9 protein-coding genes and 1 pseudogene are annotated in these 12,989 nt (G+C 59.0%); 5 read left to right on the top strand and 5 right to left on the bottom strand.

Features of this window, described 5'->3' with window-relative positions:
* Positions 1-8 precede the first annotated feature (8 nt).
* From lon to ppiD, 3 genes are all read left to right on the top strand, one after another.
* On the top strand, positions 9-2,363 hold the full coding sequence (lon, locus tag G5168_RS01485) for an endopeptidase La (RefSeq protein ID WP_005336976.1): 2,355 nt from the start codon (positions 9-11) through the stop codon (positions 2,361-2,363).
* Positions 2,364-2,603: 240 nt separating this feature from the next.
* Positions 2,604-2,876: a nucleoid-associated protein HU-beta gene (gene hupB / locus G5168_RS01480; protein WP_005315375.1), complete on the top strand. Its 273-nt coding sequence runs from the start codon at positions 2,604-2,606 to the stop codon at positions 2,874-2,876.
* Positions 2,877-3,026: 150 nt separating this feature from the next.
* On the top strand, positions 3,027-4,940 hold the full coding sequence (ppiD, locus tag G5168_RS01475; protein ID WP_421251753.1) for a peptidylprolyl isomerase: 1,914 nt from the start codon (positions 3,027-3,029) through the stop codon (positions 4,938-4,940).
* A 274-nt stretch (positions 4,941-5,214) separates the two neighbouring features.
* Here ppiD and G5168_RS01470 read toward each other — a convergent pair whose 3' ends face one another.
* The 5 genes from G5168_RS01470 to G5168_RS01450 all read right to left on the bottom strand — a co-directional run bounded on the left by G5168_RS01470 (position 5,215) and on the right by G5168_RS01450 (position 11,457).
* Positions 5,215-6,807 carry an ABC-F family ATPase gene (locus tag G5168_RS01470; protein WP_040068106.1) on the bottom strand — a complete coding sequence of 531 codons (1,593 nt, stop codon included), beginning with the start codon at positions 6,805-6,807 and terminating at the stop codon, positions 5,215-5,217.
* Positions 6,808-6,974: 167 nt separating this feature from the next.
* Positions 6,975-8,627: a cation acetate symporter gene (locus tag G5168_RS01465; RefSeq protein ID WP_040068108.1), complete on the bottom strand. Its 1,653-nt coding sequence runs from the start codon at positions 8,625-8,627 to the stop codon at positions 6,975-6,977.
* On the bottom strand, positions 8,624-8,935 hold the full coding sequence (locus G5168_RS01460) for a DUF485 domain-containing protein (protein WP_040068110.1): 312 nt from the start codon (positions 8,933-8,935) through the stop codon (positions 8,624-8,626). The genes G5168_RS01465 and G5168_RS01460 overlap by 4 nt, the downstream gene beginning before the upstream one ends.
* Before the next feature lie 105 nt (positions 8,936-9,040).
* Positions 9,041-9,667, bottom strand: coding sequence for a 3'-5' exonuclease (locus tag G5168_RS01455; RefSeq protein WP_421251752.1), 627 nt, complete (start codon positions 9,665-9,667; stop codon positions 9,041-9,043).
* Positions 9,668-9,669: 2 nt separating this feature from the next.
* On the bottom strand, positions 9,670-11,457 hold the full coding sequence (locus G5168_RS01450) for a putative nucleotidyltransferase substrate binding domain-containing protein (protein ID WP_421251751.1): 1,788 nt from the start codon (positions 11,455-11,457) through the stop codon (positions 9,670-9,672).
* Positions 11,458-11,625: 168 nt separating this feature from the next.
* Between G5168_RS01450 and G5168_RS01445 the strand changes: the two genes are divergently transcribed.
* Together G5168_RS01445 and G5168_RS01440 are read left to right on the top strand one after the other, a co-directional pair.
* Positions 11,626-12,432, top strand: coding sequence for a crotonase/enoyl-CoA hydratase family protein (locus G5168_RS01445; protein WP_421251750.1), 807 nt, complete (start codon positions 11,626-11,628; stop codon positions 12,430-12,432).
* Positions 12,433-12,450: 18 nt separating this feature from the next.
* Positions 12,451-12,977: pseudogene (locus tag G5168_RS01440) on the top strand (phage portal protein); the annotation flags it as partial.
* Positions 12,978-12,989: the final 12 nt, after the last annotated feature.

The raw sequence follows: 12,989 nt of genomic DNA, 5'->3' as shown, positions 1-12,989 counted from the left end.
GGACATATATGAACCTAGAGCGTTCAGAACGCATCGAGATTCCCGTCCTGCCTCTTCGTGACGTGGTGGTTTATCCCCACATGGTCATTCCACTCTTTGTGGGGCGGGAAAAATCCATTCGCTGTCTGGAAGCGGCCATGGAGCAGGACAAGAAAGTTCTGCTGGTGGCCCAGAAGGATGCGTCAACCGATGAGCCAACGGTGGAGGAGATCTTCACCGTCGGGACAGTGGCCAATATTCTGCAGATGCTCAAGCTGCCGGACGGCACCGTCAAGGTGCTGGTAGAGGGTGGGCAGCGTGCCCGCCTGGAGCGGATGATCGACGACAAGGATTTCTTTGTCTGCGAGGCCCAGTACATCCCCTCCCAAGCCATTGAGGAGAAGGATCAGGAAGTACTGGTTCGCTCCGCCATCGGCCAGTTTGAAGGCTATATCAAGCTCAACAAGAAGATCCCGCCCGAGGTACTGACCTCGATCTCGGCGATCGACGATGCTGCGCGTCTGGCTGACACTATGGCGGCCCATATGCCGCTCAAGCTGGAAGACAAGCAGAAGGTGCTGGAGATCGTCTCGGTTTCCGAGCGCATCGAATTCCTGATGGCGATGATGGAGTCGGAAATTGACCTGCTGCAGGTCGAGAAGCGCATCCGTACTCGCGTCAAGAAGCAGATGGAAAAGAGCCAGCGCGAGTATTACCTCAACGAGCAGATGAAGGCCATCCAGAAAGAGCTGGGTGAGCTGGAAGATAGCCCGGATGAGTTTGAAGCCCTCAATCGCAAGATTGAAGAAGCTGGCATGCCGGAAGATGCCCGTGAAAAGGCCCAGGCCGAGCTTGCCAAGCTGAAGATGATGTCTCCCATGTCCGCCGAGGCTACCGTGGTGCGCAGCTATGTGGACTGGATGGTACAGGTGCCGTGGAAGGCGCGATCCAAGGTCAAGAAAGACCTTGGCAAGGCGCAAGAGGTGCTGGATGCCGATCACTATGGCCTCGAGAAGGTCAAGGATCGCATCCTCGAATATCTGGCGGTACAGGCACGGGTGAACAAACTCAAGGGCCCCATCCTCTGTCTGGTTGGGCCTCCCGGTGTAGGCAAGACCTCGCTGGGCCAATCCATTGCCAAGGCGACAGGCCGCAAATATGTGCGGATGGCCCTCGGTGGGGTGCGTGACGAAGCGGAGATCCGCGGTCACCGCCGTACCTATATCGGTTCCATGCCCGGCAAGCTCATCCAGAAGATGGCGAAAGTTGGCGTGAAGAACCCGCTGTTCCTGCTCGACGAGATCGACAAGATGAGCTCGGACATGCGTGGCGATCCCGCATCCGCCTTGCTGGAAGTGCTGGATCCGGAGCAGAACAACAGCTTCAACGATCACTATCTGGAAGTGGATTATGACCTGTCGGACGTGATGTTCGTGGCCACCTCCAACTCCATGAACATCCCGGGTCCCTTGCTGGACCGGATGGAAGTGATCCGTCTCTCCGGTTACACCGAAGATGAGAAGCTCAACATTGCCAAGCAGCATCTGGTTGCCAAGCAGATCCAGCGCAACGGCCTGAAAGAGTCCGAGATCACCATCGAAGATTCTGCCCTGGTCGGAGTGATCCGCTACTACACCCGCGAGGCGGGGGTGCGGAGTCTGGAGCGCGAGATCTCCAAGATTTGTCGCAAGGCGGTCAAGCGCATCCTGCTGGACAAGAGCATCAAGCATGTTCAGGTCAATCAGGAGAACCTCAAGGAGTTCCTCGGGGTGCAGCGTTTCGATTACGGCAAGGCCACCGACCAGAATCAAGTGGGTCAAGTGTGTGGTCTGGCGTGGACCGAAGTGGGGGGCGATCTGCTCACCATCGAGACCACCAACATGCCGGGCAAGGGCAAGCTCACTTATACCGGTTCCCTCGGTGACGTAATGCAGGAGTCCATTCAGGCGGCCATGACGGTCGTACGAGCCCGTGCCGAGAAGCTGCGCATCAATGCCGACTTCTACGAGAAGCGCGATATCCACGTGCACGTACCGGAAGGGGCAACCCCGAAAGATGGTCCGAGCGCCGGTATCGCCATGTGTACCGCCCTGGTCTCCAGCTTGACCGGTAATCCGGTTCGTGCTGATGTGGCGATGACAGGGGAGATCACCTTGCGCGGCGAAGTGCTGCCCATCGGCGGTCTCAAGGAGAAGTTGCTGGCAGCCCACCGTGGCGGCATCAAGCGAGTGCTTATTCCGAAAGAGAACGAGCGTGACCTTGAGGAGATCCCGGCAAACGTCAAACAAGACCTTGAAATTTATCCGGTTCGCTGGATTGACGAGGTGCTGGAATTGGCGTTGCAGGACAATCCACAGGGGTTTGAGCGCGTTTCTGTCGTGTAAATGTTGATGCGCCGCAAATTTGGCGCATTCGACGGGTGGTTAAGGCTTGCATGCGCCCGATAACGGAAGTAGCCTTGACCACCGATCGGGTACTCGTGATGAGTCGCAATGCGTTGTGTGGCGCGGGTTTGCGCCAGATTGTCACTTGCAACTGATCAGGAGGCTTGCTATAAAACCTCCACTTGTTGTGGCCAGGGAAATCAGCGCCGCAGCGGTGTTTGATAAAAGGGGAATATAAGAGTGAATAAATCTCAACTGATTGACAAGATTGCAGACGGTGCCGATATCTCCAAAGCTGCCGCTGGCCGTGCGTTGGATGCCTTCATTGATGCTGTTGGTGAAGCGCTGAAAGAGGGTGACCAGGTTGCTCTGGTTGGTTTTGGTACTTTCGCTGTACGCGAGCGTGCTGCCCGTTCAGGCCGTAACCCGCAGACTGGCGCGACCATCGAAATCGCTGCTGGTAAAGTTCCTGCCTTCAAAGCCGGTAAGGCCCTGAAAGACGCTGTTAACTAAGTCGGTCGCTGATATCCGTCGGCTACCGTCCTTGGTCGCAGACAAGACAAGTTAGAGAGTCTTCTCTCATACTGATTGACCAAGGCGCATCGCAATCGGTGCGCCTTTTTATTGTTTACGCCCATTGAGTTCGGGAGCATAAGTACAAACATGATGTTGGATAAACTACGCGAAGGGGCGCAGGGCAAGGTAGCCAAGGTTATCTTGGGCCTGATCATCCTCTCCTTTGCCTTGGCTGGTGTAGGTAGTTACCTGAACGGCCCGGCCCGTACCGCCCCCGCCACCGTCAATGGCACCGAGATCAGTGCAACCGCACTGGAAAATGCCTACCGTAACGAGCGCGCCCGCATGGAATCCCAGATGGGAGAGGCATTCAGCCAGCTGGCCGCGAACCCCGATTACATGAAACAGTTCCGCCGCGGCGTGCTGGATCGGCTGATCGATCAGGCGCTGCTGGACAGCAAGGCCCGTGAACTGGGTCTGCGTATCAGTGACGAACAGATCAAGCAAGCCATCGTGGCCATGCCGGAGTTTGCCGAGAACGGCAAGTTCAACAATGACCGCTATCTGCAGCTGATCCGTCGTGCCGGCATGACTCCCGAAATGTTCCGTGACTCCCTGCGTCAGGACATGGTGCGTCAACAGTTGATGAGCGCCCTGCTGGGCACCGAATTCTCCCTCAAGGGTGAAGCGGAGCAGCTCGACAAGCTCTACAACCAGACTCGCGATCTGCGTCTGGTGCGTCTGGCTGCTGCCAACTACATGGCTGACGTTCAGGTCTCCGACAACGAGCTGGAGCAGTACTACAAGACCAATGGCGCCCGTTTCATGAACGACGAGCAGGTCAAGGTCGACTATCTGCTGCTGGACGCTGCCAACCTCGCCAAGGATATCAAGGTCACCGAGCAGGATGCCCAGGATTACTACGATCAGCACCAGGATCTGTTCCAGCGTGCCGAGCGTCGCCACGTGGCTCACATCCTGATCCCGTTTGGCAAGGATGAGAAAGCGGCCGAGCAGAAAGCAGAAGCCGTGCTGGCCAAAGCCAAGGGGGGTGATGATTTCGCTGCGCTGGCCAAGGCTGACTCTTCCGATACCTTCTCTGCCAAAAAAGGCGGCGAGCTGGACTGGTTCGAGAAAGGGGTGATGGATCCGGCCTTCGAGAAAGCCGCGTTCGCCCTGGACAAGGCTGGCGATCTCTCCGGCGTGGTGAAGAGCCCGTTCGGTTTCCACATCATCAAGCTGCTGGGGGTTGAAGCAGCCCAGACCAAGCCGTTTGCCGATGTGAAAGAAGAGACCATCACTCGTCTGCAAGCTGACAAGGCCAAGGAGAAGTTCTTCGCTGAGCAGCAGAAGATGGCTGACAACAGCTTCGAAAACCCGGACTCGCTGGATCTGACCGCTGATGCCATGGGGATGAAGGTCCAATCTTCCGATTTCTTCACCCAGGCCACTGCTCCGGCTCCACTGAACGATCCCAAGGTGCTCTCCGTGGCATTCTCCGAGCAGCTGCGCGATGACAACACCAACTCCGACGTGATCGAGCTGGCTGACGGCAAGGCGCTGGTGCTGCACATCACTGGTCACAAGCCCAAAGCGGTCAAGCCGCTGGCCGAGGTGAAAGAGCAGGTGATTGCCGCCATCAAGCATGACAAGGCCAGCGAAGTGGCCCGTGGCAAGGCCCAGGGCCTGCTGGACAAGCTGAAAGTCGGTGAGAGCATCACAGCCGATCTGACTGCACTCGGTCTGAAAGTGGAGACCCACAAAGGGGTTGCCCGCTTCGATCGTGAGCTGGATCAGAACCTGATTGCCCAGGCGTTCACGCTGCCCCATCCGATCGACGGCAAGCCGAGCGTGGCTCTGGTTGCCGAGACCAATGGTGACCGCGTTGTGGTTGCGCTGGACAAGGTCAACGTCCCTGCCGCCGCATCCGGCATGGCCGCCATGCTGCAAGCTCAGCTGGGTCAGGGCAAAGCCCAGGTGGATTATAAGTCTCTGATCGACGAGCTGCGCAAAGCGGCCAAGATCGAGTACTTCACCAGTGTGGAAGCGACCGTCGAGTAATCGGCACTGCGCAATCCATTGAAAACGGCTCCTTGATGGAGCCGTTTTTTTATCTGTGGGCAAAAGAGGGGGGATACTCAAGCTCTGCTATCTGCTATCTGCTATCTGCTATCTGCTATCTGCTATCTGCTATCTGCTATCTGCTATCTGCTATCTGCTCTGTGGCGTGCAGTCACACCACAGTTATACGCCATATCAGTCGTCCAAATACGGGATATAAAAAAACCGGCACCTGAGTGCCGGTCTTTCATTGCGAACTTGTGCAGGAGCGGGGTTATACCACGCCCTGGGTGCGCAGGTAATCCTCGTAGGTGCCGCCAAAGTCGCGGATACCATCTTCAGTCAGTTCCAGGATACGGGTCGCCAGGGAGGAGACGAACTCGCGGTCGTGGGAGACGAAGATCAGGGTCCCCTGGTAGAGCTCCAGTGCCATGTTCAAGGATTCGATGGATTCCATGTCCAGGTGGTTGGTCGGCTCATCCATGATCAGGATATTGGGGCGCTGCATCATCAGCTTGCCGAACAGCATGCGACCCTGCTCACCACCGGAGAGCACCTTGACCGGCTTCTTGATGTCGTCCTGAGAGAAGAGCAGACGGCCCAGTATGGAGCGTACAGCCTGCTCGTCTTCGTTCTCCTGTTTCCACTGGGCCATCCAGTCGAACACGTTGAGATCAGTGTCGAAGTCTTCGGCGTGATCCTGAGCGTAGTAACCGATCTGGGCGTTCTCGGACCACTTGATGGTGCCGGTATCCGGTGCCAGTGCGCCGACAAGGGTCTTGATCAGAGTGGATTTACCGATACCGTTGGTACCCAGAATGGCGACCTTCTCGCCCACTTCCATCATCATGTTGAGGCCCTTGAACAGGGGACCGTCGCCATAACCCTTGGATACACCTTCCACTTCCAGGATGTTGCGATAGAGCTTTTTGTCCTGCTCGAAGCGGATGAAGGGGTTCTGGCGGCTGGAGACCTTGACGTCCTCAATCTTGATCTTGTCGATCTGCTTGAGACGGGAGGTCGCCTGACGGGACTTGGAGGCGTTGGCGCTGAAACGGGAGACGAAGGATTGCAGATCGGCGATCTGGGCCTTCTTCTTGGCGTTGTCGGCCAGCAGACGCTCGCGCGCCTGGGTGGCGGCCAGCATGTAGTCGTCGTAGTTGCCCGGGTAGACGCGCAGCTCGCCGTAGTCCAGATCCGCCATGTGGGTACAGACGGAGTTCAGGAAGTGACGGTCGTGAGAGATGATGATCATGGTGCTTTCACGTTCGTTGAGCACCTGCTCCAGCCAGCGAATGGTGTTGATATCCAGGTTGTTGGTCGGTTCGTCCAGCAGCAGGATGTCAGGGTTGGAGAAGAGGGCCTGTGCCAGCAGCACCCGCAGTTTCCAGCCTGGGGCCACTTCGCTCATTGGGCCGTTGTGCTGCTCAAGGGGAATGCCGACACCCAGCAGCAGCTCGCCTGCGCGCGCTTCGGCGGTGTAGCCGTCATACTCGGCAACCAGACCTTCCAGCTCGGCGGCCTTCATATAGTCTTCGTCGGTGGCTTCGAGGTTGGCGTAGATGGCATCGCGCTCGGCGATAGCCGCCCACAGCTCGGTGTGACCCATCATGACCACGTCCAGTACGCGCATATCTTCGTAGGCGAACTGATCCTGACGCAGCTTACCGATGCGCTCGTTGACGTCCAGGCTCACATTACCGCCAGTGGGCTCCAGATCACCACCGAGGATCTTCATAAAGGTGGACTTGCCACAGCCGTTGGCGCCGATAAGGCCATAGCGGTTGCCGCCGCCAAACTTGACGTTGATGTTCTCAAACAGCGGCTTGGCGCCGAACTGCATGGTGATGTTGTTGCTGCTTAACAAGGTATGTGTCCCGATTGGTCTGTCAAATGGCGCGCATTATGGCACAGATCCCCCGAAAGTTTTAGCGAGAAGTGTGATCTTGATCGGGGCAAGCGGGGCGTGCAGCCGATTGATGGGCAATAAAAAAAGCCGGCTTGAAGCCGGCTTGGAAGGATGAACTTGATCTGTTAGTGGGAAGTTGCGCCAGAGGCCCCCAGCCCGGTTTGGGAGCGAACGAACTGCGGCAGGAACTTGGCATGCTCGTCGGCGGCGTTCTGGGAACTGTCGGTGATGGAGAAGAACCAGATCCCGATGAAGGCCAACCCCATGGAGAAGAGGGCAGGGTATTCGTAGGGGAAGATGGCCTGGGCATGGCCCAGCACTTTCACCCACACGGTCGGACCCAGGATCATCAGGGTCACTGCGCTCGCCAGTCCCAGCCAGCCACCGTAGACGGCGCCACGGGTGGTCAGGCGTGACCAGAACATGGAGAGGAACAGCACCGGGAAGTTGCAGCTGGCGGCGATGGAGAAGGCCAGACCGACCATGAAGGCGATGTTCTGCTTCTCGAACAGGATCCCCAGACCAATGGCAACCACACCCAGCACCAGAGTCGTCATCTTGGAGACGCGCAGTTCATCGGTCTCGTTGGCCTTGCCCTTCTTCAACACGCTGGCATAGAGGTCATGGGAGACCGCAGAGGCACCGGCCAGGGTCAATCCGGCGACTACCGCCAGAATGGTGGCAAATGCCACGGCAGAGATGAAGCCAAGGAACAGACTTCCACCCACTGCATCAGCCAGGTGGACGGCTGCCATGTTGGTGCCGCCCAGCAGGGCGCCGGTGGCATCCTTGAAGGCCGGGTTGGTGCTCACCAGCAAGATGGCGCCAAAACCGATGATGAAGGTGAGAATGTAGAAGTAACCGATAAAGCCTGTGGCGTAGAACACCGATTTACGCGCCTCTTTGGCGTCACTTACGGTGAAGAAGCGCATCAGGATGTGGGGCAGGCCGGCGGTACCGAACATCAATGCCAGACCGAGCGAGATGGCGGAGATGGGGTCGGAGACCAGCCCGCCCGGGCTCATGATGGCGGAGCCTTTCTCGTGCACTTTGACCGCTTCGCTAAACAGGGCGCCGATGTCGAAGTTGACTGACTTCATCACCATGATGGCCATGAAGCTGGCACCGGAGAGCAGCATCACTGCCTTGATGATCTGCACCCAGGTGGTAGCCAGCATGCCGCCAAACAGCACGTAGAGCACCATCAGGATACCGACCAGCACCACGGCCACATGGTATTGCAGGCCAAACAGCAGCTCGATCAGTTTGCCGGCACCGACCATCTGGGCGATCAGGTAGAGGGCGACCACCACCAGCGAGCCGCAGGCGGAGAGGGTACGCACTTCAGTCTGCTTCAGACGATAGGAGGCGACATCGGCGAAGGTGTATTTGCCGAGATTGCGCAGCCGTTCGGCGATCAGGAACAGAATGATGGGCCAGCCCACCAGAAAGCCGATGGAGTAGATGAGGCCGTCATAGCCGGAGGTGTAGACCAGCGCGGAGATCCCGAGGAAGGAGGCGGCGGACATATAGTCACCGGCGATGGCCAGACCGTTCTGGAAGCCGGTGATACGGCCACCGGCGGCATAGTAGTCGGAAGCCGAGCGGTTGCGCTTGGAGGCCCAGTAGGTGATGAACAGGGTAGCGGCCACAAACACCAGAAACATCACGATAGCGGCGACATTAAGGGGCTGACGCTCCACGGCGCCAGAGATTGCATCGGCCGCCAGCAGGGGAGAGGAGGCCAGTGAGGTCAACAGCAGCAACTTGCCTTTCATGATTGCACCCCTTTGAGGATCTTCTGGTTCAGTTCATCAAACTCGCCGTTGGCCCGAAACACATAGACGCCGGTCAACACGAAGGAGGAGAGGATCAATCCTACCCCGACAGGAATGCCGCGAGTAATGGTCGACCCTTCGCTCAAGGGGGTGCCGAGCCAACCGGGGGCAAAGGCGATGAGCAGAATAAACGCCAGGTAGAGTCCCAGCATCAGAGCCGAGAGGGCCCAGGCAAAACGCTGGCGCTTGGCGACCAGCTCCTGGAAGTTGGGATCTTGCTGGATCCTCAGATAGCTTTGCTGTTCCATTGCAGTTCTCCATGACATGAGTGTCAGCGGTGGATGGGGTAACCCCGACGAGCAGGTAATCTGCTCATGTAAGCAAAATGTGAATTAAATGTTATTTCTCGACAATTAGACTTTGGGATAAGTGAGCGGCGAGCCGCAGGTCAGGCGCAGGTAGATGAGCGCGGCCGTGGTGGCATCGGCAAGGGCATCGTGGGCGGGCAGGGATGGGAGTTCAAGGTGGCTGCAGATGGCACTCAAATGGAGGTCAATAGCCGCATCGGGATAGCGGCGATAGAGGTGGTCGTGATAGAGCTGGCTCACCTCGATCCCTCGCTGGGGCAGGGTCAATCCCCACAATTTCTGGCAGGCGAGATTGAGAATACGCAGATCGTAGGCTATGTGATAGCCCACCAGTTCACGGGGGCCGATAAAGTGAAGCAGCAGGCGCAGCGCGGCTTCCAGCTCCATCCCCTGTTGCAGATCCTGATGGCGCAGACCGTGGATCACCACAGATTGGCTGGTCAGGCTGGCCGGTGGCTGTATTTTGATGGCGAGGGCCTCGCCGGTCAGCAGCCGGTTACCCTGAATGCGCACCGCCCCGATGGAGACGATCTCCGCCTGCTCGGGATCGAGACTGGTGGTCTCGAAATCGAGGGCGACCTGTTCATCTTTCGGTGGGGTGGCAAAGAGCGGCGCGAACTCGCCCGTTCGGAACGTGCGGCCATACCAGTAGCGTCGAGCGCGGCTCAACATGACTATTGTCTCAGACGAAAGTGCAAGGTGAGCCACTGCTGGAATTTCTTCACCTGATGCAGCGCCTGACGCAACAGATCCCGCTCGCTGTGGCTCAGCTCGCTTGTCTGCACCCGACTATTGCCCCCCTTGAGCTGGCTGCGCAGCCTCAGCCGGATAAAGAGCCGAAACGCCTCTGCCAGATTGCTGCCATAGTCGGCACTGAGCCGATCGGCGGCCACCAGTGCGTCGATACGCCCCAGGGTTGAAGTCTCCAGAATGCCTGCCTCAAGGGCCAGCATGCGGATGCCGTGCACCAGCGGGAACAGGCCGCCCCGTTTCAGATCCAGCCCTTCCGGTGGCTGCTCCAGCCTGCCAAACAGAGTGAGGGGGGCATGAAAGGCCACCGCCGGTCGCACCATCTCTGCCAGCAGATCCCGCCTGTCCGCCAACTGCTCGCGCAGCGCTCTGGCAACCGGCAGATGGAGCTGACGATCTCCCGCGATGGGGTGGGCGTCAGCAAGGGTGGCGAGCCAGAGCAGCTCCTCCTCACTGGCCGTGGTGCAGGCGCTGGCAATGGCGCTTTGCCACTCATCGCCTGTTTTTACCCAGGCCGGATTGTTCACCATCACCTGCCCGGGGCAGAGGGGGTAGCCGAGTCGCTCCAGCAGGGCGCTGAATTCGGCCAGATCGGCTGCCTGGGTGGGCCATGCCAGCGCTTCCGGCAGGATCAGGGCGTTGTCCTGATCGGTTTTGAGGATCTGCTCGCCGCGCCCCTCCGAGCCCAGCATCAGCAGGCAGACCTTATCCTGCACCTCGGGGGGGATCACCAGCGCAAAGGCTTTGGCGATCAGCTGTTCGTTGATGGTGGCGATCAGTTTCATCAAAAAGGCGGTGTGGATCCCCTGGGCAAACAGCGAGCGGGTCAATTGCTGCTGCTCGCGGGCGACCGCCTCCAGCGCCGGCAGGCTGTCGGCGCGGGCAATGCGCAGGGTCAGCACGTGGGAGTGGGTAGAGAAGAGCCCCAGCACCTGGGTCAGTTGCAGGATCCCCGCCACCTCGTTGCCACGCCACACCACCAGTCGCTTGATGCGATGGCGGGTCATCAGCAGCAGGGCATCAAACAGATAGCTCTCCAGCGGCAGACCAATCAGGGGCGTGGGGGTCAGCACCGAGAGCGGGGCCGTCAGCGGCAATCCCTTGAGGGTCAGGGCGTGGAGCAGGGTCTTGCGGGTTGCCAGCGTGAGGGAGCCGTCGTGGGCCGGGTAGAGCAGACAATCAGTCCCCTTGCTCACCATGGCTTCGGTCGCCGCGAGCAGTGACAGCTTGCTATCGACGATAAGCGGTGCCTGCAGGTGGCCCGGTTCGATGCGGGTCAGGATAAATTCAGCCAGATTCTTCTGACCCAGTTGTTCGCGTTGCTCCTGCTGGCGCTGGCGCTCGGCCAGATTGGCGGTGAAGTAGCTGGCAAACTGCGGATCCTGCTCACAGAGCGCCAGAAAGGTGTGGCGAGGAATGAGCTGACAAAGGCTATCTTCCAGCGCGGTGAAGCGGTGGCGGCAGCGGCCATCAAACTGGGCGCGCACATCGAACAGATCATCGACCCCGTAATCACCAAACTGGTGGTGAGGGGCAGACTCTTCCACCGCCCCCTTGATGATGAGATAGAGGCCGGGAGGCTCGTCCCCCTCTTTTAGCAGCAGATCCCCGGCCCGAAAATAGCAGAGCGAGAGGTGACGAGAGAGCCGCTCGCGCGCCTCCTCATCCAGTCGGTCGAACGGTGGTCTGGCAAAATTGAACAGGGTTGACATGACAGCGTCCTCTGCTGGCTTGCGGCACTCATGCAGCTCCCAGTGTGACAAAGGGAGGGGGAGGCGACCAGCCGACTTTAGTCTCAGCTGTACCGCCTGTTCACACTCTGATAACGTAGTGGTATGACCAGTGAGTCAGTTTCAGGGATCAAGGAGAGGACAAGGGAGATGGAAAAACCAAGGATCAAATGCGAGATCCACGACGGGATTGCCGAAGTGATGCTGACGCGGGGGGATAAACTGAATGCGCTGGACCGCGCCATGTTCAGCACCATCGACGAGACGCTGACGCAGCTCGCCCGGCACAAGGGGCTGCGGGCGGTGATCCTGCATGGCGAGGGGCGGGCCTTCTGTGCCGGGCTGGATGTGAAATCCATGCTGAGACAGCCGGTGGCGGCGCTCGATATCCTCAAGCGCGAAGCGGACGAGGCGACCAATCTGGCCCAGCGGGTTGCCTATGGTTGGCACCAGCTGCCGGTGCCGGTGATTGCGGTGACCCAGGGGGTCTGTTTTGGCGGTGGCTTGCAGATTGCGCTCGGCGCCGATTTTCGCTTCAGCACCCCCGATTGCCGCTTCTCGGTGATGGAGATCAAGTGGGGCATCATCCCCGATATGAGTGGCAGCGTCACCATGCGCAACCTGATGGGGCTGGATACCGCCATGGAGCTGGCCATGAGCGGGCGCGAGCTGGATGCCGTCGAGGCCAAATCCCTCGGGCTGGTAAGCCGGGTCTGCGCCGATCCGCTGGTGGAGGCGCGGGAGTTTGCCCGCACCCTTATCACCAAGTCACCGGATGCACTGGCGGGGATCAAGCAGCTCTACAGCCAGGCCTGGGCTCGTAGTGACGAGGCGATGCTCAAAGAGGAGACCCGGCTGCAAAAGCAGATCCTGGGGCGACCCAATCAGTGGCGGGCCACCCTTAACAGCCTGTTTCGCTGGCGGCTGCCCTTCGGGCCGCTCCGCAATCCGCTCTGACTGCGAGCTGCACGAGCGATCTACGGTATGCCCGATTACCTGGGTGGCCTGCAGTCGGCGCTGCTCAACCAGGATGCCACCCTGTTTCGGCGCAAATACTTCCTCAACGGCGCCCACATGGGCTTCATCTTCTACGCCACCGACCCGAACATGGACGATGACACCGAGGAGGAGATGAAGGAGATGATTGCGAGCAGCAAGGGGGTGGGGAATTTCCGTTCCATGTTCGTCAACATCCCGGACGGCAAGCCCGATGGCATCAAGCTGATCCCGGTGGGGGATATCGCCACCAAGGACGAGTTCGCGGCCATCAAGGGGATCACCGCTCAGGACGTATTGACCAGCCACCGCTTTCCGGCGGCGCTGGCTGGTATCATTCCGACCAATGGCGGGGGAGGGCTCGGGGATCCCGAGAAGTACGATGCGACCTATGCCCGCAACGAGGTGCTGCCGCTGTGCGAGCTTATCCAGGATGCCATCAACAGCGCGGGACTCCCGTCTCCCTGCGGGTCGATTTTCGGGAGAATATCGGTTCAACTGTATAAACAAACAGTGTT

The organism is Aeromonas sp. 600724 (assembly GCF_049175135.1).
Classification (GTDB): Bacteria; Pseudomonadota; Gammaproteobacteria; order Enterobacterales; family Aeromonadaceae; genus Aeromonas; species Aeromonas veronii_A.
Note: the sequence above shows the minus strand (reverse complement) of the source record. Positions and strands in the feature narration are given on the sequence as shown.

Coding starts and splice junctions, on each gene's coding strand:
- G5168_RS01465 (WP_040068108.1), bottom strand. CDS start 8,627: ATGAAAGGCAAGTTGCTGCTGTTGACCTCACTGGCCTCCTCTCCCCTG.
- ppiD (WP_421251753.1), top strand. CDS start 3,027: ATGATGTTGGATAAACTACGCGAAGGGGCGCAGGGCAAGGTAGCCAAG.
- G5168_RS01455 (WP_421251752.1), bottom strand. CDS start 9,667: ATGTTGAGCCGCGCTCGACGCTACTGGTATGGCCGCACGTTCCGAACG.
- G5168_RS01445 (WP_421251750.1), top strand. CDS start 11,626: ATGGAAAAACCAAGGATCAAATGCGAGATCCACGACGGGATTGCCGAA.
- G5168_RS01460 (WP_040068110.1), bottom strand. CDS start 8,935: ATGGAACAGCAAAGCTATCTGAGGATCCAGCAAGATCCCAACTTCCAG.
- G5168_RS01450 (WP_421251751.1), bottom strand. CDS start 11,457: ATGTCAACCCTGTTCAATTTTGCCAGACCACCGTTCGACCGACTGGAT.
- lon (WP_005336976.1), top strand. CDS start 9: ATGAACCTAGAGCGTTCAGAACGCATCGAGATTCCCGTCCTGCCTCTT.